Source organism: Flavobacterium sp. U410 (assembly GCF_053570605.1).
This window is the reverse complement of sequence record NZ_JBSEFI010000001.1, coordinates 83,195-107,768: the sequence shown is the minus strand read 5'-3', so window position 1 is coordinate 107,768 and position 24,574 is coordinate 83,195. Positions and strand designations below refer to the sequence as shown.

General features: G+C 33.6%; 23 protein-coding genes. 14 read left to right on the top strand and 9 right to left on the bottom strand.

The genetic code is table 11. The annotated features are described in order from the left end of the window. Positions 1 to 47 precede the first annotated feature (47 nt). The 11 genes from purL to ACUSJC_RS00440 all read left to right on the top strand — a co-directional run bounded on the left by purL (position 48) and on the right by ACUSJC_RS00440 (position 15,302). Entirely contained in the window at positions 48 to 3,713 is a 3,666-nt protein-coding gene (gene purL, locus ACUSJC_RS00490; protein ID WP_449267590.1) for a phosphoribosylformylglycinamidine synthase, read from the top strand. A 185-nt stretch (positions 3,714 to 3,898) separates the two neighbouring features. After that, the gene (locus tag ACUSJC_RS00485) at positions 3,899 to 5,674 is read left to right on the top strand and encodes an AMP-dependent synthetase/ligase (RefSeq protein WP_449267589.1); all 1,776 of its coding nucleotides are present in this window, start codon (positions 3,899 to 3,901) and stop codon (positions 5,672 to 5,674) included. A gap of 143 nt (positions 5,675 to 5,817) precedes the next feature. Continuing rightward, a complete protein-coding gene (locus ACUSJC_RS00480) occupies positions 5,818 to 7,599 on the top strand; it encodes an AMP-dependent synthetase/ligase (RefSeq protein ID WP_449267588.1) in 1,782 nt (593 codons plus the stop codon). Positions 7,600 to 7,714: 115 nt separating this feature from the next. Beyond that, complete coding sequence (locus tag ACUSJC_RS00475) at positions 7,715 to 8,479, top strand: DUF4382 domain-containing protein (protein ID WP_449267587.1); 765 nt, start codon at positions 7,715 to 7,717, stop codon at positions 8,477 to 8,479. A 98-nt stretch (positions 8,480 to 8,577) separates the two neighbouring features. Beyond that, a complete protein-coding gene (locus ACUSJC_RS00470; RefSeq protein WP_449267586.1) occupies positions 8,578 to 9,033 on the top strand; it encodes a MarR family winged helix-turn-helix transcriptional regulator in 456 nt (151 codons plus the stop codon). Between the two features lie 18 nt (positions 9,034 to 9,051). After that, positions 9,052 to 11,442: a 3-hydroxyacyl-CoA dehydrogenase NAD-binding domain-containing protein gene (locus ACUSJC_RS00465; RefSeq protein ID WP_449267585.1), complete on the top strand. Its 2,391-nt coding sequence runs from the start codon at positions 9,052 to 9,054 to the stop codon at positions 11,440 to 11,442. A 45-nt stretch (positions 11,443 to 11,487) separates the two neighbouring features. Then, complete coding sequence (locus ACUSJC_RS00460) at positions 11,488 to 11,844, top strand: four helix bundle protein (RefSeq protein WP_449267584.1); 357 nt, start codon at positions 11,488 to 11,490, stop codon at positions 11,842 to 11,844. Between the two features lie 45 nt (positions 11,845 to 11,889). Next, positions 11,890 to 13,077 (top strand): acetyl-CoA C-acyltransferase, encoded by a 1,188-nt coding sequence (locus tag ACUSJC_RS00455; RefSeq protein WP_449267583.1) that lies wholly within the window; start codon positions 11,890 to 11,892, stop codon positions 13,075 to 13,077. 38 nt (positions 13,078 to 13,115) lie between these two features. Next, complete coding sequence (locus ACUSJC_RS00450) at positions 13,116 to 13,274, top strand: four helix bundle protein (RefSeq protein ID WP_449267582.1); 159 nt, start codon at positions 13,116 to 13,118, stop codon at positions 13,272 to 13,274. Further along, the gene (locus ACUSJC_RS00445) at positions 13,240 to 13,467 is read left to right on the top strand and encodes a four helix bundle protein (protein ID WP_449267581.1); all 228 of its coding nucleotides are present in this window, start codon (positions 13,240 to 13,242) and stop codon (positions 13,465 to 13,467) included. The genes ACUSJC_RS00450 and ACUSJC_RS00445 overlap by 35 nt, the downstream gene beginning before the upstream one ends. Positions 13,468 to 13,511: 44 nt before the next feature. Beyond that, on the top strand, positions 13,512 to 15,302 hold the full coding sequence (locus ACUSJC_RS00440; protein ID WP_449267580.1) for an acyl-CoA dehydrogenase family protein: 1,791 nt from the start codon (positions 13,512 to 13,514) through the stop codon (positions 15,300 to 15,302). A gap of 65 nt (positions 15,303 to 15,367) precedes the next feature. On the opposite strand, the gene ACUSJC_RS00435 is transcribed toward ACUSJC_RS00440, so the two are convergent. Beyond that, entirely contained in the window at positions 15,368 to 16,600 is a 1,233-nt protein-coding gene (locus ACUSJC_RS00435; protein WP_449267579.1) for a sodium:proton antiporter, read from the bottom strand. A gap of 91 nt (positions 16,601 to 16,691) precedes the next feature. Here ACUSJC_RS00435 and ACUSJC_RS00430 point away from each other — a divergent pair, with 91 nt between their 5' ends. Then, positions 16,692 to 17,891, top strand: a complete 1,200-nt coding sequence (locus ACUSJC_RS00430; protein WP_449267578.1) for an LETM1-related biofilm-associated protein — start codon at positions 16,692 to 16,694, stop codon at positions 17,889 to 17,891. Here the strand turns inward: ACUSJC_RS00430 and can are convergent. The 3 genes from can to ACUSJC_RS00415 all read right to left on the bottom strand — a co-directional run bounded on the left by can (position 17,888) and on the right by ACUSJC_RS00415 (position 19,464). Further along, a complete protein-coding gene (can, locus tag ACUSJC_RS00425) occupies positions 17,888 to 18,523 on the bottom strand; it encodes a carbonate dehydratase (RefSeq protein WP_449267577.1) in 636 nt (211 codons plus the stop codon). The genes ACUSJC_RS00430 and can overlap by 4 nt on opposite strands. An 87-nt stretch (positions 18,524 to 18,610) precedes the next feature. Next, complete coding sequence (locus tag ACUSJC_RS00420) at positions 18,611 to 18,901, bottom strand: hypothetical protein (protein ID WP_449267576.1); 291 nt, start codon at positions 18,899 to 18,901, stop codon at positions 18,611 to 18,613. 83 nt (positions 18,902 to 18,984) lie between these two features. After that, positions 18,985 to 19,464 carry a Dps family protein gene (locus ACUSJC_RS00415; RefSeq protein ID WP_449267575.1) on the bottom strand — a complete coding sequence of 160 codons (480 nt, stop codon included), beginning with the start codon at positions 19,462 to 19,464 and terminating at the stop codon, positions 18,985 to 18,987. Between the two features lie 102 nt (positions 19,465 to 19,566). Between ACUSJC_RS00415 and ACUSJC_RS00410 the strand changes: the two genes are divergently transcribed. Then, on the top strand, positions 19,567 to 20,505 hold the full coding sequence (locus tag ACUSJC_RS00410) for a LysR substrate-binding domain-containing protein (RefSeq protein ID WP_449267574.1): 939 nt from the start codon (positions 19,567 to 19,569) through the stop codon (positions 20,503 to 20,505). A gap of 29 nt (positions 20,506 to 20,534) precedes the next feature. Here the strand turns inward: ACUSJC_RS00410 and ACUSJC_RS00405 are convergent, their stop codons facing one another. From ACUSJC_RS00405 to ACUSJC_RS00390, 4 genes are all read right to left on the bottom strand, one after another. Then, positions 20,535 to 20,729 (bottom strand): hypothetical protein, encoded by a 195-nt coding sequence (locus ACUSJC_RS00405; protein WP_449267573.1) that lies wholly within the window; start codon positions 20,727 to 20,729, stop codon positions 20,535 to 20,537. Between the two features lie 112 nt (positions 20,730 to 20,841). Then, complete coding sequence (mnmD, locus tag ACUSJC_RS00400; protein ID WP_449267572.1) at positions 20,842 to 21,501, bottom strand: tRNA (5-methylaminomethyl-2-thiouridine)(34)-methyltransferase MnmD; 660 nt, start codon at positions 21,499 to 21,501, stop codon at positions 20,842 to 20,844. Between the two features lie 52 nt (positions 21,502 to 21,553). Then, on the bottom strand, positions 21,554 to 22,027 hold the full coding sequence (locus ACUSJC_RS00395) for a hypothetical protein (RefSeq protein WP_449267571.1): 474 nt from the start codon (positions 22,025 to 22,027) through the stop codon (positions 21,554 to 21,556). 1 nt (position 22,028) lies between these two features. Beyond that, on the bottom strand, positions 22,029 to 22,529 hold the full coding sequence (locus ACUSJC_RS00390; RefSeq protein ID WP_449267570.1) for a DUF4920 domain-containing protein: 501 nt from the start codon (positions 22,527 to 22,529) through the stop codon (positions 22,029 to 22,031). Positions 22,530 to 22,771: 242 nt separating this feature from the next. On the opposite strand from ACUSJC_RS00390, the gene ACUSJC_RS00385 reads away from it, so the two are divergent. After that, positions 22,772 to 23,839: a branched-chain amino acid aminotransferase gene (locus ACUSJC_RS00385; RefSeq protein ID WP_449267569.1), complete on the top strand. Its 1,068-nt coding sequence runs from the start codon at positions 22,772 to 22,774 to the stop codon at positions 23,837 to 23,839. A gap of 57 nt (positions 23,840 to 23,896) precedes the next feature. On the opposite strand, the gene ACUSJC_RS00380 is transcribed toward ACUSJC_RS00385, so the two are convergent. After that, positions 23,897 to 24,280 (bottom strand): pyrophosphohydrolase domain-containing protein, encoded by a 384-nt coding sequence (locus tag ACUSJC_RS00380; protein ID WP_449267568.1) that lies wholly within the window; start codon positions 24,278 to 24,280, stop codon positions 23,897 to 23,899. Positions 24,281 to 24,574: the final 294 nt, after the last annotated feature.

Here is a 24,574-nt window from a genome sequence, read left to right as displayed (position 1 = left end):
GTTATCTGAACTGTTTGGAGCGCCACGGAATAAAACAACTACATACAATGATTCATTTCTTCGGAAACCAATCCAACACCGTTTTTGCAGTGCAATCGCAAAACGAATTATCGACTGAAGATGTTAGTAAATTAAACTGGCTTTTTGGAAATGCTCATAAAATAGATAAATCCGTTCTTGCGGATTTTTTTATTGGACCACGAGCTGCTATGATTACACCTTGGAGTACTAATGCTGTTGAAATTACCCAAAACATGGGAATTTCAGGAATCATTAGAATTGAAGAGTTTGAAAAAGTATCGGAGAACTTCACTGATTTTGACCCCATGCTTTCTCAAAAATATGCTGAATTAAACCAAGACATATACACCATCAATGTTACACCGGAGCCAATTTTAGACATCGATGACATTGAAGCATACAATAAATCGGAAGGTTTAGCTTTAAGTTCAGAAGAAGTAGACTATTTGAATAATTTGGCAACCAAATTAGGAAGAAAATTAACGGATTCTGAAATTTTCGCTTTCTCTCAAGCCAATTCTGAACACTGCCGTCACAAAATTTTCAACGGAACGTTTGTCATTGATGGAGAAGAAAAAGAAACGTCTTTGTTCAAATTGATCAAAAAAACATCGCAAGAAAATCCAAACGATATTGTTTCGGCTTATAAAGACAACGTTGCGTTCTTAAAAGGACCAAAAGTAACTCAGTTTGCACCTAAAAGCGCTGACAAACCCGATTTCTATCAAGAAAAAGAATTTGATTCTGTACTTTCTTTAAAAGCAGAAACGCACAACTTCCCTACTACTGTTGAACCTTTTAACGGTGCTGCAACAGGTTCCGGAGGAGAAATTCGTGACCGTTTAGCCGGTGGACAAGGTTCATTGCCATTAGCTGGAACTGCCATTTATATGACTGCTTATTCTCGTTTAGAAGAAAACAGAGCATGGGAAAAAGCAATGCAAGCGAGACCTTGGTTGTACCAAACTCCAATGGATATTTTAATCAAAGCTTCAAACGGAGCTTCAGATTTCGGTAACAAATTTGGTCAACCTCTTATTACAGGTTCTGTTTTAACTTTCGAACACGAAGAAAACAACCGTAAAATTGGTTACGATAAAGTGATCATGCAAGCAGGTGGTATTGGTTACGGAAAATTAGATCAAGCTATCAAACACAAACCAAAAGAAGGTGATAAAATCGTTATTCTAGGTGGTGAAAACTATAGAATCGGTATGGGTGGTGCTGCAGTATCATCTGCAGATACCGGAGCTTTCGGTTCAGGAATTGAGTTAAACGCAATTCAACGTTCCAACCCTGAAATGCAAAAACGCGCAGCTAATGCTATTCGTGGTTTAGTGGAAAGCGATGAAAACCCTATCGTTTCGATTCACGATCACGGTGCAGGTGGACACTTGAACTGTCTTTCTGAATTAGTAGAAGAAACAGGAGGTTTAATCGATTTAGACAAATTACCTGTGGGTGACCCTACTCTTTCAGCTAAAGAAATTATTGGTAACGAATCGCAAGAAAGAATGGGATTGGTTATCGGTCAAAAAGACATCGACACTTTACAACGTATTGCGGATAGAGAACGTTCTCCTATGTATGAAGTGGGTGACGTAACGGCAGATCACCGTTTTACATTTGAATCCAAAACTACAGGTGCAAAACCAATGGATTATGCTTTAGAAGATTTCTTCGGAAGCTCTCCAAAAACGATAATGACAGATAAATCAGTCACGACAAACTATGCTGATTTAACGTATTCAACTCAAGAAATTCCAAACTATTTAAACCAAGTTTTACAATTAGAAGCTGTAGCTTGTAAAGACTGGTTAACCAATAAAGTGGATCGTTGTGTGGGCGGACGTGTTGCGAAACAACAATGTGCCGGACCATTACAATTACCTTTAAACAATGTTGGGGTTATGGCATTGGATTTCAAAGGTAAAGAAGGTATCGCGACTACTGTTGGACACTCACCTGTTTCAGCTTTAGTGGATCCTGCTGCTGGTTCTCGTAATGCCATTGCAGAGGCTTTATCAAACATTGTTTGGGCTCCACTAAAAGAAAATTTAAAATCAGTTTCTTTATCGGCTAACTGGATGTGGGCTTGTAAAAATGAAGGTGAAGATGCTCGTTTATATGAAGCGGTTCAAGCTTGTTCTGATTTTGCAATCGAATTAGGAATCAACATCCCAACAGGAAAAGATTCGTTATCGATGAAACAAAAATATCCAAATGATGAAGTAATTGCACCAGGTACGGTAATTATTTCAGCTGCCGGAAACTGTTCAAATATTACTAAAGTAGTTGAACCGGTTTTAAAACGCAATGGCGGAAACATCTACTACTTAAACTTATCGCAAGATAAGTTTAAACTTGGAGGTTCTTCATTTGCTCAAATTTTAAATAAAGTAGGTTCTGAAGTTCCTACCATTAAAGATGCTGCTTATTTCAAAACTGCATTCAACACGTTACAAGATTTAATCAAAGAGCGTAAAATTAAAGCGGGACACGATATCGGTTCCGGTGGTTTGATTACAACTTTATTAGAAATGTCTTTTGCAGAAGTTGGTGTTGGCGCTAATTATGATTTATCCGTTTTGGGTGAAGCTGATACTGTTAAAACCTTATTCAACGAAAACATAGCAGTTGTTTTCCAAGCTGATACAGAAGTTGAAGCTACTTTCAAAGCAAATGGAATTGAAATTTTCAATATTGGTTCGGTTGTAGAAGGTGATTTCGTTTCTATCAAAAATGGAAATGACAACTTCAATTTCTCGGTAACTGAAACTAGAGATACTTGGTACAAAACCTCGTATTTATTAGACACCAAACAATCTCGAAATGGTATGGCAGAAGCGCGTTATGCGAACTATAAAAACCAACCATTAGAATTTACATTTCCTGCTAACTTTGATGGTAAGATTGCTTCGTTTCCTCACAATGACCGACCAAAAGCAGCTATTATCCGTGAAAAAGGAAGTAACTCGGAACGTGAAATGGCAAACGCAATGTACTTGGCCGGATTTGATGTAAAAGATGTTCACATGACCGACTTAATTTCTGGTCGAGAAACTTTAGAAGATATCCAATTCATTGGAGCTGTGGGTGGCTTCTCAAATTCTGATGTTTTAGGTTCTGCTAAAGGTTGGGCTGGTGCTTTCTTATACAATGAAAAAGCAAATACGACATTGAAAAACTTCTTCAAACGTGAAGATACTTTATCGGTTGGTATTTGTAACGGATGTCAATTGTTCATGGAATTAGAAGTCATTAACCCAGAGCATGAAGTTCATGGAAAAATGCACCATAATACTTCACAAAAACACGAAAGTGGTTTTACGTCGGTAACCATTCAGAAAAATAATTCAGTAATGCTTTCTACCTTAGAAGGTACTACGATGGGAGTTTGGATTTCGCACGGAGAAGGTAAATTCAAATTGCCATATAGCGAAGATCAATACAATATTGTAGCAAAATATGCTTACGAAGGGTATCCTGCCAATCCGAATGGTTCCGACTTTAATACAGCGATGATGTGTGATGCAACAGGTAGACACTTGGTAACCATGCCACACATTGAACGTTCAATTTTCCCTTGGAACTGGGCAAATTACCCGGAAAGAGGTCAAAAAGACGAAGTTTCTCCTTGGATTGAAGCTTTTGTAAACGCTAGAAAATGGGTTGAAGCCAAAAACAAATAAGAATTCATTTCTGAAATAAATAAAATCCTCGCAATTTTTGCGGGGATTATTTTTTATATGCACGCATAATATTCAGTAAATCAAAACAATAGATTGAAAATCACTCTTTTAGATTAAGAAAATAATAAAAAAGTGTCTGAATAAGTATATTTTTCTTATTTTGCAACCACTAATTTTCTGAAAAAATGAATAATATTACTAGGATTTTTGATTTTCCATATTACCAATTGGAAAAATACAATCTTGAAGATGCTTTTGTATCGAAAGTAAATGGTAATTGGATTAAAACTTCTACTGCATCATATATTGAACAAGCAAATACTATTTCAAGAGCATTGCTTCAAATGGGAATCAAAAAAGGAAGTAAAATTGCTTTGATTTCTTCCAATAACAGAACCGAATGGAATATCATAGATATTGGAATTTCACAAATTGGAGCTGTTTCCATTCCTATTTATCCAACGATTTCTTCAGAAGAGTTTGACTATATTTTTAATCATTCAGAAGCCGAATTATGTTTTGTTTCTGATGAAGTGTTATTCGAAAAAATTAATGCTATTAAGAACCAACTTCCTTTTGTTAAAGATATTTACTCGTTTGACAACGTTAACGGTTGTAAAAATTGGTCTGAATTAATCAATTTAGGAAATTCGTCGAACAACCAAGAAGCCGTTGAACAAGCTAAAAACAATGTAGACACCAAAGATTTAGTTACTATCATTTATACTTCTGGAACTACCGGGAAACCAAAAGGTGTTATGTTGTCACATGAAAATCTAGTTAGCGATGCTTTAGGTTCATTTAAAAGAGTTCCTTTAAAGTTCGGTGAAAGCCGCGCCATGAGTTTTCTTCCCATTTGTCATGTTTTTGAACGTGTCCTTACTTATATTTATCAATATTCGGGAATTGCAATTTATTACGCCGAATCAATTGATAAAATAGCGGATAACATTAAGGAAGTGAAACCAAATGTTATGACAGTTGTTCCTCGTCTTTTGGAAAAAGTATACGATAAAATCATTGAAAAAGGAACTCAATTAAGCGGAATCAAAAAAGCATTGTTCTTTTGGTCGGTAAAATTAGGCGAGCAATACGAACCTTACGGTACAAATGGTTGGTGGTATGAATTCCAATTAGCTATTGCTAATAAATTAGTTTTAAGCAAATGGAAAGAAGGTTTAGGTGGCAATTTAGAAATTATTGTTTCAGGAAGTGCTCCGTTACAACACCGTTTAATTAGAATCTTCACCGCTAGTAAAATGATTGTTATGGAAGGCTATGGATTAACAGAGACTTCGCCTGTTATTGCCGTAAATGACATGAGAAATGGCGGATTCAAGATTGGAACCGTTGGAAAACCTTTAGACAATATTGAAGTTAAAATAGCTGAAGACGGCGAAATTCTTTGTAAAGGACCAATTGTTATGATGGGATATTATAAAGACGAAGTTAAGACCTCTGAAATGATAAAAGACGGTTTCTTTCATACAGAAGATATCGGTGAACTTGACGCTCAAGGATTCTTGAAAATTACCGATCGTAAAAAAGAAATGTTCAAAACTTCCGGTGGAAAATATGTCGCTCCTCAAGTTTTAGAGAATGATTTCAAACAATCGCGCTTCATTGAACAAATCATGGTGGTAGGCGAAGGACAAAAAATGCCCGCTGCTTTAATTCAACTCGATTTTCAATTTGTAAAACAATGGGCAGAACGCAAACATTTAGACATTGGTAAAACCAATGAAGAAATTGTTCAAAACCAGCACGTAAGAGAACGAGTTCAACATGTTTTAGATTCTATCAATCCGAAATTCGGCAGATGGGAACAAGTCAAAAAATTTGAATTAACTCCCGATATCTGGACTATTGAAGGCGGACAACTTACTCCGACTTTAAAATTAAAACGAAAACAAATCTTAGCAATCTATAAAGATTTATACGATAAAATCTACAGCAATTAAGCTGTAGATTTTTTTATTTTATACAAACGCTACTCATCAAAATAAGCTAAATCAAAAAAAGTGTTAATTTAATTATATATTGATTAAAAAATTTGGTGTTAAAATGCAAATTCATTAATTTGCAGTACAGAAACACTTCAAAAATGAACGAAATAACACGCTTATTCGATTTTCCATATTACCAACTCCAAAAGTTCAATTTACCGGATGCTTTGGTTACTAAATATGATGGGCAATGGGTTAAAACCTCAACACAAAAATATGTAGACGAGGCGAACAAACTTTCTAGAGCCTTATTGCGATTAGGTATTGAAAAAGACCAAAAAATTGCCATCATTTCTTCTAACAATAGAACAGAATGGCACATTTGCGACATCGGAATTTTGCAAACCGGTGCTCAAACGGTTCCCATCTACCCTACTATTGCTGCTGAAGATTATGAATATATTTTAAATCATTCGGAATCCAGTTACTGCTTTATTTCTGACGAAGAAGTTTTTCAAAAGATCAATTCCATCAAACAAAATGTTCCGTCTTTAAAAGAAATCTATTCTTATACGGATATTCAAGGCTGTAAAAATTGGAACGAAGTTCTAGCTCTAGGCGAAGACACTTCTAATCAAGAAGAAGTCGAAAATCGTAAAAATGCTATCACCACTCATGATTTAGCGACTATCATTTATACTTCTGGTACCACAGGAAGACCGAAAGGCGTAATGTTAACCCATGAAAATATTGTTTCCGATGTTTTAATGAGTGCTGTCAGAGTTCCTTTTGAACCCGGAAAGTTTAAAGCGATGAGCTTTTTACCTATTTGCCATATTTTTGAGCGAATGATTACCTATCTGTATCAATATTATGGCGTGTCTATCTATTTTGCAGAAAGTATCGAAAAAATCTCAGACAATCTAAAAGAAGTTCATCCTAATGTAATGACGGTTGTTCCGCGACTTTTAGAAAAAGTATATGATAAAATATATGCTAAAGGTGCCGAATTAACCGGAATCAAGAAAAAATTATTCTTTTGGGCTACCGGATTAGGAATCCAATACAAACCCTATGAAGAAAACGGTTGGTGGTATGAATTTCAATTGAAAATTGCCCGAAAATTAATTTTCTCTAAATGGCAGGAAGCCTTAGGAGGAGAACTGAAATTATTAGTTTCCGGAAGTGCAGCTTTACAAACCCGTTTAACCAAAGTATTTACCGCTGCCGGAATTCCGGTTATGGAAGGTTACGGATTAACAGAGACTTCTCCTGTAATTTCGGTAAATGATATGCGCAACCGAGGCTTTAAAGTGGGAACTGTTGGAAAAGTTTTGGACGGCGTGGAAGTTAAAATTGCAGAAGATGGCGAAATCCTTTGCAAAGGTCCCAATGTTATGATAGGCTATTATAAAGATGAAGAAAAGACCAATGAAGCTTTACAAGGTGGTTATTTCCACACGGGCGACATTGGAGAAATTGACGCTGAAGGATTCTTAAAAATCACCGATCGTAAAAAAGAAATGTTTAAAACTTCCGGTGGAAAATATGTAGCTCCGCAAGTTTTAGAAAATACATTTAAACAATCGCGATTTATCGAACAGATTATGGTCATAGGCGAAGGCGAAAAAATGCCTGCTGCTTTTATCCAACCTAGTTTTGAATTTGTTAAAGAATGGGCATCACGCCATCCCAATATCAATTTAGGTTCTACCAACAAAGACATTTGCCAAAACCAAGCTGTTATTGAACGAATTCAAGAAGAAGTAGATCATTACAATGAAAAGTTTGGAAGTTGGGAAAAAGTTAAAAAATTTGAGCTTACCCCAGAAGTCTGGAGTATAGATGAAGGTCATTTAACACCAACTATGAAATTGAAGCGTAAAATTATATTGGAAAAATATAAAGATTTGTATCAAAAAATCTATAATCACCAATAAGATTTAGTAAAATAACTTTTTCTGGAAATTGTATAACAAAGTCTTAAAATCATATAACAAGAAAAATAATGATCTGACGAACTTTGAACTGTTAATTTTTAAAAAAACAATTGCTATGAAAAAGTTATTTTTATTTTTAAGTGCAGCTTCTACTCTATTTCTAACATCTTGTAACGATGATGACTCACAAGCGCAATCTTACAGCTACAGTGTAAGTATGACAGATGCTCCCGCTCCTTATGACGCCGTTTTTATTGATGTCCAAGGAGTTGAAGTTAAAACTTCTGACGGAGCCACTTATAACCTAACCACAGATGCTCAAGTTTATAATTTATTAGAACTTTCTAACGGAGTTAGTATTGTAATTGCATCAGATGAAATTCAAAGCGCAAATGTCTCTCAAATTCGTTTAATATTAGGCGACAATAACAGTATTGTAGTCGACGGACAAACCTATCCGTTAGCTACTCCAAGTGCTCAACAATCCGGTTTAAAACTTTTGGTAAACCAAAGCTTAGAAGCTAATGTTATGAACACTATCTTAATTGATTTTGACGCCCATAGTTCTATTGTAGAACAAGGAAACGGATCCTATTCTTTGAAACCTGTTTTGAGAGAAGTAAATGTTGCAGTTACCGGTTATATTTCAGGTTCCATTTCTACTCCCGGAGTAAGTGCTACTGTTACGGCTATTTCAACTTCTGGTGTCGAATTTACAACTATAGTAGATGAAAACGGAGCTTTTCAATTAGTAGGATTATTACCCGGAACTTATACAATTATAATCACTCCTGAAAATCCTTTGCTTCCATTAACTATTCAAAATATTGAGGTTATGACTAACACAGAAACTAATTTAGGAGTACTTATTTTACCATAACATTAAAAAAAGTTAAAAAAAATTAAATTTTTCAAAAAATACTATGCATGCATAGTATTTTTTTTTATATTTGAAAACGTTTTAGTAAAAAACAATAAATGAAAGATAAGACAATAGATTATATACTAAGAGCCACTTGGCAAGCTGTAGCCAGAATGTACAATGAAGAAGCTACTAAATATGGTGCTTCAATGGCAACTGGATTCGCTTTGCTAACCATAGATAAAGATAACGGATCTCCTTCAACAGCTTTAGGACCAAGAATGGGAATGGAAGCTACGAGTTTAACCAGAACTTTAAAATCGATGGAAGATAAAGGACTAATTACTCGTAAAAAGAATCCAACCGACGGAAGGGGTGTTTTGGTGTATTTGACGGAGGAAGGAAAAGAAAAAAGAGAATTGTCTAAATCTACGGTTTTACAATTTAATGAAATAGTCAAAGCACACATTACCGAAGAGCAGTTACAGCATTTTATAGAAGTCGCCGAAGTCATCAACGAACTAATTGCTGAAAAGAAAATTTACGAAAACAAAGAAAATAGTAACAAATAATAAAAACAACCAAAAAATATGAAACGTAACATCAAAAAAGTTGCTGTTATTGGTTCGGGAATCATGGGAAGCGGTATCGCTTGTCACTTCGCGAATATTGGTGTTGAAGTTCTTTTATTAGACATCGTACCACGAGAACTAACAGAAGCTGAACAAAAAAAGGGGCTGACTCTTGAAAGCAAAGCGGTGAGAAACAGAATTGTCAACGAACACTTAGCTAATGCTTTAAAGTCAAAGCCTTCTCCTATTTATCATCCAAGTTTTGCCAGTCGCATTACAACAGGTAACACTACAGATGATATGCCAAAAATAGCTGATGTAGATTGGATTATCGAAGTTGTCGTAGAACGATTAGATATTAAGAAAACTGTTTTTGAACAAGTAGAAAAATACAGAAAACAAGGAACGTTGATTACTTCAAACACTTCTGGTATTCCAATTCATTTTATGAGCGAAGGAAGAAGCGAAGATTTCCAACAGCATTTTTGTGGAACACACTTCTTTAATCCAGCTCGTTATTTAAAATTATTCGAAATCATTCCTGGACCAAAAACATCTCAGGAAGTATTAGATTTCTTAAACGGATACGGAGAAAAATTCTTAGGAAAAACTTCAGTAGTTGCCAAAGATACTCCGGCATTTATTGGTAACCGTGTAGGTATCTACGGGATCATGAGCCTTTTCCACCAAGTAAAAGAAATGGGCTTAACCATTGAAGAAGTAGATAAATTAACAGGTCCGGTTATTGGTCGTCCAAAATCAGCTACTTTCCGTACTGTTGACGTAGTAGGTTTAGATACTTTGGTTCACGTAGCCAACGGAATTTATGAAAACTGTCCTAATGACGAAGTTCATGAATTGTTCAAACTTCCTAGTTTCATCAACACCATGATGGAAAACAAATGGTTAGGAAGCAAAACAGGGCAAGGTTTCTACAAAAAAGAAGGAAAAGACATTCTATCATTAGATTTGAATACTTTAGAATATCGTCCTAATAAAAAAGCATCTTTTGCTACTTTAGACTTAACCAAAACCATTGACAAACCTATCAAACGCTTCAAAGTGTTAGTAGGAGGAAAAGATAAAGCTGGCGAATTCTATCGTAAAAACTTCTCAGGATTATTCGCTTACTGTTCGAATAGAGTTCCTGAAATTACCGAAGACTTCTACAAAATCGACGATGCTATGAAAGCAGGTTTCGGATGGGAAAACGGACCATTCGAAATTTGGGATGCCATCGGAGTTGAAAAAGGAATTGCAATGATGAAAGCGGAAGGATATGAGCCTGCTGCTTGGGTAACTGAAATGTTAGCTTCTGGAAACACTTCTTTCTACTCAGTAAAAGAAGGTGCAACTCACTTCTACTCTATTGCTTCTAAAAAAGCGGAAAAAATCCCCGGACAAGATTCATTTATTATCTTAAACAACATTCGCGAAAGCAAAAAAGTTTGGAACAACAGTGAAACTATCCTTACTGATTTAGGCGATGGAATCTTAAATTTAGAATTTACTTCAAAAATGAACTCTATTGGTGCTGGTGTACTTCAAGGAGTCAACAAAGCTATCGATATTGCCGAAAAAGGATACAACGGATTGGTAATCGGTAACCAAGATGCCAACTTTTCTGTTGGAGCTAATTTAGCTATGATCTTTATGATGGCCGTGGAACAGGAATATGATGAATTAAACATGGCTATTAAAATGTTCCAAGACACTATGATGCGTTGTCGTTATTCTGCCATTCCGGTTATTGCTGCACCTCATGGAATGACTTTGGGTGGTGGTTGTGAATTAACCATGCATGCTGACAGAGCGGTTGCCGCTGCTGAAACGTATATTGGATTAGTCGAATTTGGTGTTGGTGTAATTCCTGGTGGTGGTGGTTCTAAAGAAATGGCTTTAAGAGCAGCAGATACTTTCCATAAAAATGACGTGGAACTAAATGTTCTACAAGAATATTTCTTGACTGTAGGTATGGCTAAAGTGGCTACTTCTGCTTATGAAGCATTCGATACAGGTGTACTTCAGAAAGGTAGAGATATTATTGTAGTAAACAAAGACCGCCAAATTGCAACAGCTAAACAAATAGCCTTACAAATGGCTGAACAAGGGTATACACAACCTGTTAAACGCAAAGACATTAAAGTATTGGGTAAACAAGCCTTGGGTATGTTCTTAGTCGGTACAGATAGTATGGAAGCCGGAAAATACATTTCTGAGCACGATAAAAAAATTGCCAACAAACTAGCTTATGTAATGGCTGGTGGTGATTTATCAGAACCTACATTAGTATCTGAACAATATCTATTAGATCTTGAACGCGAAGCTTTCTTAAGCTTAACCGGTGAGCGCAAAACGCTAGAAAGAATCCAATACATGTTAACTAAAGGTAAACCACTTCGTAATTAATTGTATAATGTATATTGAAATATAGTATAATGAAATCGTTTAATTATGAATTATTTTAAAGAATTAAAAGTTTGGCAAAAAGCAATTGAATTAGTTACCGAAACTTATCAAAAAACACAATCTTTTCCAAAAGAAGGAGTTTACGGAATAACTTCTCAAATAAGAAGATGTGCAGTATCAATTCCTTCAAATATTGCTGAAGGTTGTGGTAGGAAAACAGATAAGGATTTCAGTAATTTTCTTGGAATTTCTTTGGGCTCTGCTTTTGAATTAGAAACTCAACTAATAATTTGTAAAAACTTAGGTTTTATTGAAGAAAATGATTTTAAATTTTTAGAATCAGAAATACAACATATTCAAAATATGATCATCAAATTACAAAGTACAATTAACTCAAAATAAACAATATACATTTTTCAATTTACAATATACTAAATAAAGATAACTATGAATAAAACAGCATATATAGTAAAAGCATATAGAACCGCTGTAGGTAAAGCACCAAAAGGAGTCTTCCGTTTCAAAAGACCTGATGAATTGGCTGCTGAAACTATTGAGCACATGATGAGCGAGTTGCCAAATTTTGACAAAACTCGTATTGATGACGTTATTGTAGGAAATGCAATGCCTGAAGCAGAACAAGGCTTAAACGTTGGTCGTTTAATTTCATTAATGGGATTAAAAGTGGATGACGTTCCCGGAGTTACTGTAAACAGATATTGTGCTTCGGGTTCTGAAACGATTGCCATGGCAACTGCTAAAATCCAAGCCGGTATGGCCGATTGTATTATTGCAGGTGGTGCAGAAAGCATGAGTTATATCCCAATGGGTGGTTATAAACCAACTCCCGATTACAAAGTAGCTGCTCAAGGGCATGAAGATTACTATTGGGGAATGGGATTAACTGCTGAAGCGGTGGCTAAACAGTTCAACGTTTCTCGTGAAGATCAAGATGAGTTCGCTTATCATTCACACATAAAAGCTTTAAAAGCACAAGCTGAAGGTAAATTTGACAAACAAATTGTTCCTATTACAGTAGAACACACTTTCGTTAACGAAAACGGTAAAAAAGAAACAACTGCTTATACCGTTACTAAAGATGAAGGACCAAGAGCCGGAACTTCTGTTCAAGCATTAGCCGGATTAAGACCTGTATTTGCTGCTGACGGAAGTGTAACTGCCGGTAACTCTTCACAAATGAGTGATGGTGCAGCTTTTGTATTGATCATGAGCGAAGAAATGGTAAAAGAATTAAATCTTGAACCCATTGCTCGTTTAGTAAACTATGCAGCAGCCGGAGTAGAACCAAGAATTATGGGTATCGGACCTGTCAAAGCAATTCCAAAAGCTTTAAAACAAGCTGGTTTAAAACAATCTGATATTGAGTTAATCGAATTAAATGAAGCCTTTGCTTCTCAATCATTAGCTGTAATTCGTGAATTAGATTTGAATCCGGAAATCATCAACGTAAATGGTGGCGCAATTGCCCTAGGTCATCCTCTAGGTTGTACTGGTGCTAAACTTGCTGTTCAATTATTTGACGAAATGCGTTTACGTAATAACAAATATGGAATGGTAACTATGTGTGTAGGAACCGGACAAGGTGCTGCAGCAATTTATGAATTTTTAAAATAAAAACAGAGAAAAGAAAAAAGATACAAGAGAAAAGACTAATGAAACATAACTTTAAAAATCTAAAAATTTGGATATTATCTATGGAAATTGCCTCTGATATACATAAACTATGCTTAGAGTTTCCAAAAAATGAAGTATATGGATTAATAAGTCAAATGAATCGTGCTGCTATTTCAATGCCTTCAAAACATTGCTGAAGGTTCAAATAGAGAAAATGCGCATTTTAAACATTTCTTAAATATAAGCTTAGGCTCTTCTTTTGAATTACAAACACAATTATTAATTGCATTACAAAATAAATATTTAACCGACGAAAGAGCAATAGAAACAGAAAATAAAATAATCGAATTCCAAAAAATGATTCATGGATTCATTTCAAAATTAGATTAAAAAAATCTTGATTCTTGCATCTTTTATCTCAAAATCTATAAACTATGGCAGATATATTAAGAGGAGGTCAATTCCTTGTAAAAGAAACAAAATGTGAAGATGTTTTCACTCCTGAAGATTTTTCGGAAGAGCAAATTATGATGCGTGATTCTGTTATCGAATTCGTTGATAAAGAATTATGGCCAAATAAAGAACGCTTTGAAAAGAAAGATTATGCACTTACTGAAGAAGTAATGCGTAAAGCAGGTGATTTAGGATATTTAAGTGTGGCAGTTCCTGCAGCTTACGGCGGAATGGAAATGGGTTTCACAAATACTGTTTTAGTTTGTGATTACATTTCTGGTGCAACTGGTTCATTCTCTACTGCTTTTGGTGCGCATACAGGAATTGGAACAATGCCTATTACTTTATATGGAACTGAAGAGCAAAAACAAAAATATGTTCCAAAATTAGCTTCCGGTGAGTGGTTTGGTGCTTACTGTTTAACGGAACCGGGTGCTGGTTCTGATGCTAATTCGGGTAAAACTAAAGCAGTTTTATCAGAAGATGGAACTCATTACAAAATTACCGGAGGTAAAATGTGGATTTCTAATGCAGGATTCTGTTCGTTATTTATTGTTTTCGCTCGTATTGAAGACGATAAAAACATCACTGGGTTTATTGTAGAAAACGATCCTTCAAACGGAATTTCATTAGGTGATGAAGAACACAAATTAGGTATTCGTTCTTCTTCTACTCGTCAGGTTTTCTTCAACGAAACTAAAGTTCCGGTAGAAAATATGTTGGCAGGTCGTGGCGAAGGTTTCAAAATCGCTATGAATGCACTAAACGTGGGTCGTATTAAATTGGCTGCTGCATGTTTAGAAGCACAAAGAAGAACTATCTCCGGAGCTGTAAAATATGCTAATGAAAGAGTTCAGTTTAAAACACCTATCTCTAGTTTTGGTGCTATTCAGGCTAAATTAGCTGAAATGGCTACAAATGCTTACGTAGGAGAAAGTGCAACTTATAGAGCAGCAAATGATATTGAAAAAAGAATTAATATTAGAGTAAGCGAAGGAAACACACACCAAGAAGCAGAATTAAAAGGTGTTGAAGAATTTGCTATCGAATGTTCTATTTTGAAAGTTGCCGTTTCAGAAGATGTACAAAGTTGTACAGACGAAGGAATCCAAATTTTTGGTGGTATGGGATTCTCTGAAGATGCACCAATGGAAAGCGCTTGGAGAGATGCTCGTATTGCTCGTATTTACGAAGGTACAAACGAAATTAACCGTATGCTTTCTGTAGGTATGTTAATCAAAAAAGCAATGAAAGGTCACGTTGATTTATTAGGTCCGGCTATGGCTGTTGCTGAAGAATTAATGGGAATTCCTTCATTTGACACTCCAGATTATACAGAACTTTTTGCAGAAGAAAAAGAAATGATCGCTAAATTGAAAAAATCATTCTTGATGGTTTCTGGTGCGGCTGTTCAAAAATTTGGGGCGGAATTAGATAAACACCAACAGTTATTAATGGCTGCTGCTGATATGTTAATTGAAATTTACATGGCAGAAAGTACTATTTTAAGAACTGAAAAATTGGTTAAAAAAGTAGGCGAAGCAAATGCTCAAGAACAAATTGCAATGGCTCAGTTGTATTTATACCATGCCGTTGATACGATTAGCCAAAAAGGAAAAGAAGGAATTGTTTCTTTTGCGGAAGGTGATGAGCAACGTATGATGTTAATGGGATTACGTCGCTATACAAAATATGTAAATATGCCAAATGTGGTAACGTTACGAGACAAAATTGCTGCTAAATTAATTGCGGAAAACAAATACTGCTTTTAATTCCAGTGATATTTTGGTTTAGTTTGTTAAAAGTAAAGGCTGTTTTTCAACAGCCTTTCTTAATTTTATTTCGTTTCAATTTCTAGCTCTTCTGAAACATCGGAGGAACTCCCCTCCTCTTCTATTCTGACTTTATCTTTCTTGTCAAAAATTAATCCGATCATCATAATTAAAGCTGTCAAAACAATAACCTGAATAACCAATGCTTTATTCACCAATGGAATTTTATTAGATATCGGAATCTTTAAAAATAATAAAATAGTAATCAATCCTCGAGGTGCAATAAACAATAAAGGCATAAATTTCACTTTGAAAAATTTCAATTGAATAGCTCTAACCAAATATATCAAAGCCACAATCCCTAATGCTAATTCTAAAGTATTAGGATTTAAAATATCCTCCGTTTTCATTAAAAATCCAAATAATAAAAAGAATAGCGAACGAACCAAAAATGCAGCCTCTCCTATCAATTCTTTAAACTTGGTTACCTCTTTATCTAGAGTTCTAGGCTTAAAAAACTGTATCCATTTGATTCGACCTTCTAATTCATCAAAATTACTTAGAAACAGCCCGAACAACATAATAAATATCAACGCCGGTAAATCATAAATTTCCGATATGGAAAATATTAAAATGATTAACAAAATGATAGGTGCAAATTTTACGTGATGGTCAATTCGACTCAATAAAAAAGCTAAAAATGCAGTAGCCGCAAAAGAAATCACTAACATCAATAATACTTCCAGTGTAAAATCACCAACAGTATGCAACGTAATGTGTGTATTCAATGCTAAAAAGTTAAAGAAAATAACGCCCAAAATATCCGAAAGACTACTTTCATAAATAGCAAATTCTTTATTAAAAGCTCCTAAATTCCCAACACTGGAAATAGCAATAGCACTACTGATAATACACAAAGGAATAGCATTGATTAATCCTTCTTTATAGGTTGCATCTAAGAAGTAATAGAAAAAATGACCTATAACAAAGGCTGTTATAATTAACGGAATGATAGCAGTAACCACTGTTTTGCCTACAAAAGGAAGTTTTCGCTTATTTAAATCTAACTCCAATGAACCTTCTAAAACTATCAATACCAAACCAATAGTTCCAAAAAATTCAAGTAGCGGCTCTAAATCAGGTGTTATTAAATGAATAATCTCTGTTATTTGCTTTACCAGCCAACCTAGAAGCAATAACAAAATCACAGAAGGAATCTTTGTTTTAGACGATGTTATCGTAAACAGATAGGCTAATAATAATAAAATGCATATAGTGATAATAATCGCAAAATTCATAAACAATATTTTACCCCAAGATAAAAATAGTTTTCAACATATAATTTGTTAGCAGGAAGATTTTTTTATTTTTGTTTCAACAATTGCAATTATGATAAACCCTTCAATTTCAGGATGGATTGACAAATATTTCGTTGAAAACGATACTAATTTTATCGATTTCGAGGGAAATTTCACGGATTTCTACGAAGATTTAAGGGAATCAGGCTTTGTTTATGGCTATACTGTTTCTCTAAATTTAAAAGAAAACTACCCGGCTAATCAACTTTCCCAAGATGAAATTACTAAAGTTGCCTTACTTACTTCGTTATACTATGTTTTTGTAATATGTACGGCAAATAAGGATAGTAAAACATTTGTTAGAACGGCAAAAAACTTCTATAAGCAGGTTCAGCACGAAAACTATGTTTTTCTAAAAAGTATTCTCCCTACAGCAAACAGTAGTCAAAAATTAGAAGCCATAATCAATGATCGAATTCAAACCAATGATAATTTCATCAGTAAAAACTTTTCGCATATTATTACTAATGCGCTTTTATTTATTGATGTTTTAGCCTTTCAAAAATATTTAGAACAACAAAGTAATTTTTCACCCAAATACATTAAAGAAATTGAATTGTGTTGTTTCAAACTTGTTTCATTGGCTTTATCTATAAAACAGAATAAGACAAAATATGACGAATTAATCATCAAACTTTTTGAAAACTCAATTCGCTATACAAAATCATCTGAAATTGAAGAGATTACAATTGAAAATCTGAATTTTAAAGACTATTCTCATATTTTAGAGCGATTATATTTATTAGATCTTACTGAAATGGCTTTGTGGAGCGACAATCAAATGGATACTCAAGAGATCTCTTTTCTAAACGAAATTGCATCGAACTTAAAATTACAAAGCAAAAATTTAGAAAATAGTTGTGCCAATATTGCTAACTTTATTTCAAACTATAAAAACGAAATTCCTTATTTCAACTATTCTAATCCGGTAAAACATTTTTACGATCAAACAAATAAAGCAGTGACCAAACTTATTATTCGGAACAAAAACCGTTTGATTAAAGAAATTAGTGAAAGTAAAGAATTAATGATTTTATTGGTACAATCGACTACCCGAGAATTAGATGCTGCCGAAAAAAAGAAAGTAAAAAAACAGCTACTCGACATTTGTAAAACCATTCCGTCTTTAACTATTTTTTTACTTCCCGGAGGAGGAATATTATTGCCTATTTTAATCAAATACATTCCCCAATTGTTGCCTTCTTCGTTTAATGAAAACTTAGACGACTAAAATTGTAATTGATACACCTCGTCTAAATCTTCATTGGAACTGAAATTCAAATCCAAATCAGTTACATAGCCCGAATTCAATCCGTAAACCCAACCATGCAAGGTTAATTCCTGTCCGTTTTTCCATGCTGACTGTACAATTGAAGTCTTAGCTAAATCAAAAACCTGTTCCCTCACATTGATTTCTACAAAACGATTAAAACGATCTTTTTCATTAGTAATTGTGTCCAATTCTTTCTGATTGAATCGATACACATCTTTTATATGGCGAATCCAGTTATCAATTATCCCGATAGAGCTATTGTTCATTGCTGCTTTTACACCTCCGCAGCCATAATGTCCACAAACAATAATATGTTTTATTTTTAATGCATTTACAGCATAATCCAATACGCTTAACATACTCATATCGGTATGAATAATCATATTGGCAATGTTTCGGTGTACAAAAACTTCACCCGGTTCGGCACCGATAATCTCATTGGCAGGCACTCTACTATCAGAACAACCGATCCACAACAAAGGTGGTTTTTGTCCCTCGGCAAGATTGTTAAAATAATTAGGACTGATCTGTAATTTCTTTTCTACCCAGTCTTTATTGTTATCCAATATTTTTTTATAGAATTCTGACATTGTATTTTTAGAATTATTAAAGTTTAAATAATACTGATTAAGCCTTTCCTCTGTTTAATGAAAGAAAGGGAACAAATAATTAAAACTTTACTGTAATTCCGGAGGAGGTAGAAATATAAGAGAAGAAAACAAGGTATTAATCTTATCGTCTCTTAATAAAAAAGTCTTTTTGAGTTGTAAAGAAGGAATAAAGAAATCATAGTTAAACGTTGCTACGCAACATATCTTAATAACATAATAAGATGAATGATTTTCTTCTTCCGTTGAATTGTAGAAATAAGAAGTATCAAGCTTTTGGTCAAACATACCTACAATTGTAGGGGTTGCCAAAAAGAGGATAAAAACTATAAGAATAAGCTTTGTAAGACACTTCTTCATTCAGCAAATATATACTTTCTTTGTAAATATGCTAAATAAATATACAAAAAACCACGCAATTAATTTGCGTGGTTTTTTCTTTTTTAAATTTCTTCTTCCATCCAAGCTTTAAGCATCCAAATCGTTTTTTCCTGTTCTTTAATAAAATCACTCATCATGGAATTAGTTCCTTCATCATCTATTGTTGCAGAAGCCGATAAAATTTCACGTTCAATTTTTAGCAAATCTGCTAAAGATACAATTACCAATTCAACAGCTTCAACATCTTTCGAAATGTTTTTTCCTATTTTTAAACGATTGTGTTCTAAATAATCAGAAAAAGTATGCAAAGGCGTTCCTCCCAAGGTTAAAACACGCTCAGCGATCATATCTATTTTTAATTGCGAATCATTATATAACTCTTCAAACTTTAAATGCAAGTCAAAAAAACGTTTTCCTCTGATATTCCAGTGTAAACCTCTTAAATTTTGATAGTACACTTGAAAATTGGACAATAGTGTATTTAAATCTTCAATTAGTTTTTCAGTTTCTTTAATGGGTAAACCTAAGGTGTTTGTTTTCATAATTCTGTTTTTTTAATTACTCTCAAATTTACGATTTTTTTCGCTTTTAAGCTATAATCCAAATTGATAGTTATTATATTTGTATCAAAATAATTTATACAAATGACTATTACCCAACTCCACTATGTATTGGCAGTTGCTGAACATAAAAATTTCACTTTAGCAGCCGAAAAATGTTTTGTGACTCAACCCACTTTGAGCATGCAAATTCAAAAATTAGAAGAAGAATTAGATATTTTAATTTTTGACCGAAGCAAAAAACCAATTTCTCTGACCGAAGTAGGTGAAAAAATAGTGACTCAAGCAAAAAACATAGTAAACGAAGCCGGAAGAATAAAAGATATTGTAGATCAACAAAAAGGTTATATTGGCGGAGAATTTAAAGTCGGAATTATCCCTACAGTGATGCCAACTTTATTGCCTATGTTTTTGAATAATTTCATTCATAAATATCCTAAAGTTAACTTGATCATTGAAGAAAATACAACGGAAGAAATTATTGCAAAACTAAAAAACGGACATTTAGATTGTGCTATAGCGGCCACTCCTTTGGAAGAAGATTCTCTTAAAGAGATTGTACTATACTACGAACCATTTGTAGCATACATTCCTGAAAATAATAAGAATTTCTCCAAAAATGAAATTGAAATCAACGATTTAAATGAAGATAACATCTTGCTATTACAGGACGGTCATTGTTTTAGAAATGGAATATTAAACCTTTGCAAGAACAATAAATTCATGGAAGAAGGTGGCTTTCAGTTAGAAAGCGGAAGTTTTGAAACCTTAATAAAACTAGCTGATGAAGGCTTGGGCGTTACTCTGTTGCCTTATTTACATACGTTAGATTTAAACGAAAAGAACAAAAGTAAGCTTAGAAATTTTACAGATCCAAAACCAGCTAGAGAAGTTAGTTTATTGTATCCTAAAAATGAATTAAAAATTCATATTATTGATGCGCTACGCACTACAATTGCAGGAGTTGTCAGAGGTGCTATAACTTTTCATAATGTAGAAATTATCAGTCCGAAATTAAAGTAAAAAAGGTGCCTAAAAGCACCTTTCCAATATCAATTAATATAAATTAAACACTGTCTCAACTCCGGCCTCTCCTTTGTAAACTGAAATAACCAATCTCGTAATTGGTCAATTTCGTAAGGCAATAACAGATTAACTGCCTTTTCTAGTTCTTTACAAAATAATTTGGTATCAAAACTAACTCTTTCAAGGATTGACTTAGTATACAAAAACATGGATCTAGACATATTTTTTGAAATAATTGGTTAGACGAGGGATAAGAACGTTTATTCAAAAATAATAATTTTTACAATATCTTTTTAATCATATTTATTAAAAAAAACTTAAAAAAATCATAAATTAATATTTTTTAGCTCTCAACATCTCTCTCTTTCCGGGTGCACCAGGTAGTTTTTCTACAGAAAATCCAGCCGTTAGCATCGCATTTTTAATACTTGTTCTGCAGGCATATGTTACTAATATTCCATTCGGTTTTAAGGCTTTATACATACGCCCAAAAATAGTTTCATCCCACAATTCAGGTTGAACTCTAAATCCGAAAGCATCAAAATAAATTAAATCAAAAGCATTTTCATCTGTAATGTCCTGAAATAATTGTTGCCTTTTCGTTAAGTCAAAACCTTCAGTAATTAAATGATTTTCATTCCAATTCGTCTGATGCATTTTCTTAAAAACAGAATCTTGATCAACCGCATTTAATTGGCTTATATAATTAAGTTGGGCTACTTCATCTTCACTAACAGGATACGCTTCTACTCCTACATAATTAACTTTTAAATTGCGCTTTTGCATTTCTAAATAGGTAATAAAAGCATTTAATCCGGTTCCAAAACCAATTTCAAGAATAGAAACTTCATTAGTAAACAAATCCAAACCGCTTTTAATGAAAACATGATATGCTTCCTGAATGGCACCATGCTTGGAATGATAACTCTCGTCCCATTCTTCCAAATGAATTGTCACCGAACCATCATCGGTTGTTATTATTTTTCGTTTCATAGCTAAATTCTAAAACAAAAAAGTTTAAGATTACTCTTAAACTTTTTCTTATTTATTGAATATACAATTTTTTAATTTTAGGAATGGGGCCTCCACATTTTACTTGATGACATTGTATACAAGCATCAATTCCATTATTAAAATGTTCTTTAGCATTTTCCGGATCCTGATAAATGAGTTCCTGAGCTTCAATAAATTTCTTTGCCTGCTCATTAAAAAACTGATCTTTATCGGTTTCATCCGTTAAAACAGCCTTATGAATTCGCATAAAATGCTGCGGAAATTGACCAATGGTATCTCCTTTTAAAATTCGTTCTTTCAACCTTTGATTATCCACATACATTTGCTCCATTAAGGTAGCCATTTCACTCATTTCATACATATCAAATCCGTCTTCATTTTTTGTCGAATCTGAAGTACAAGCTTCTTTATTTGCGGTTTCTACGGTTTCTTTTTTATCTTCTTGTTTACAAGATTGACAAGTAATTCCTAAAACCAAAAGAGAAACAAAAATGCCTTTTTTCATCTTATTTTTGGATTAAAACCCCATCTGCCATAAATGAATACGTCACTTTTGGCTCTGTAATACTATCAATAGCCGCTTGTGATTTTCCTTCATCTTTAGCATAATGTTTTAATTCATCTACACTTACTACACTAACAAATGCTTTACCATTTACCACTACATCTTTATCTTGAGCATTTTTAGGTACGAAAAAACCATAATCTTTAAACTTTACAAAAGCCTGTTTATCTCCTTCTAAACCTAAAGTCATCCAACAACCTTTCTTTTGACAAACGTCATTGATGGTAGAATGAAACTTTACATCAAGAGTATCACCTTCTTTTAAAGTATTGAATTTTTCCATCATCTCTACATTAGAAATGGCTCCGTCAGCAGCAATGGAATCTCCAAAAACAGCATATTCTACTGTAGGCTCTTCAACAACAACTACTTCTTCCTTTTTTTCTTTTCCGCAACTCAACAGGGTTAAAAGAATCCCAAAAGCTAATACATTTTTCTTCATAATTATTTATCTTTGCAAAAAAATTATTGATTTTCTGATTTTTTGTAAAAGTATTTATATAACATAACATATAAAAGAATTTTATAGAAAAATGTCAATAAATCAATCAGGATTGATAATTTTAAGCCAAAATTTTACTATTCATAAAAAAATATCCTTTAATTTATTAAATTCTTATTTTAGAGTAGTGTTTTGACATTTTTTTTATTTACTTTTGAAAACAATTTTAATATTAAGAACTAATGGAAATTAAAACTCTTGATGACATAAAACTTAACCTAGTAGAACATTCTAAGATTAATGATATTGACTTCGAAAATTTAAGTTTTGGAAATGTTTTTACCGATCACATGTTAGTTTGTGATTTTGTTAATGGTCAATGGTCTCAACCTGAAATTAAGCAATACGCACCATTTACCATTGATCCGTCTGCGCGAGTTTTCCATTATGGGCAAGCTATTTTTGAAGGTATGAAAGCTTACAAAGATGAGCATGATGATGTTTGGCTTTTTAGACCAGAACAAAACTATGCTCGTTTTAACAAGAGTGCTGTTCGTTTAGCAATGCCAGAAGTTCCTGAAGACGTTTTCTTAGGAGGATTAAAAAGATTACTTCAAATTGAAAAAGCTTGGGTAAAACGCGGTAACGGAAAATCATTATACATTCGTCCGTTTATGATCGCAACAAGTACCGGAGTAATAGCATCACCTTCTCAAAATTATAGATTCTGTATCATTTTATCGCCTGCAAAATCATACTATTCAGGTGAAGTAAAAGTAATTATTGCCGATCATTTCAGTAGAGCTGCAAATGGTGGGATTGGTGCGGCTAAAGCTGCCGGTAACTACTCTGCTCAATTTTATCCGACAAAATTAGCTAACGAAAAAGGATTCCAACAAGTTATCTGGACAGATGACGCTACACATACTAAGCTTGAAGAAGCAGGTACTATGAACGTTTTCTTCCGAATTAACGATACTTTATATACCGCTCCAACTAGTGAAAGAATTTTAGATGGTGTGACTCGTAAAAGCTTAATTGAATTAGCCAAAAGAGAGAACATTAATGTAGAAGTAAAATCAGTTTTAGTAGAGGAATTAATTAATGCCGCAAAAGATGGCTCTCTAAAAGAAATCTTTGGAGCCGGAACTGCTGCCGTCGTAAATCCTATTGCCGGATTTGCTTACAAAGATGACTATTTTGAATTGCCTAAAGTTGAAAATTCATTTGCTTTACATTTAAAAGAAAAACTGACGAATATTCAAACAAAAGCAGAAGAAGATACATTTGGCTGGACTGTTAAAATATAGTTTACAGTGCTTAGTTTATAGTAAACAGACAAAAGGCTTCCATTTAGAAGCCTTTTGTTATTTTAAGATTTCGTCAAAATTAGGTTTAAAATAGTTTGGTCCTTTCATTACTTTACCATCTTCACGGTAAATAGGTTTTCCGTCTTCTCCTAACTTACTCATATTGGAACGTTGAATTTCATCAAAAACAGCTTCTATCTTATGCTGTAATCCATGTTCTAAAATAGTTCCACACAAAATATACAGCATATCACCCAATGCATCAGCAATTTCTACTAAATCTCCGTTTTGAACTGCTTCTAAATATTCTTCATTTTCTTCCTTCATTAAATTGAAACGCAATAGGTTAATTTGCGCTCCTAAATCAGCTTTAGGCTCTTCACTTACTCCTAAACCAAATGACTCGTGAAATAGTTGCACTGAACTTAACTGTTTTTTCATAATCTTTATATTTTTAATTGTCTAAATTAATAGAATTGGTAAAGGTTTTGCTTACTTTTGTAAAAATTTTTTCCCAATGTTTTCAACTGGTCAAATTTATTTTGCAATATTTTTTATTGTTGCTTTCGTAGCAACCATGATTTTTGTGTATCGAAAAGATTTAAAGGAAATGAAAAACCAATATAAAGGCACTTATTTAGTATTATTAGGTTTCCTTTTATTTATTGCCTTTTTATTTTTTATTAAATTTTATATTAAAAAATAATTTTTTATATTTGGCTTAGCCCAAACTTA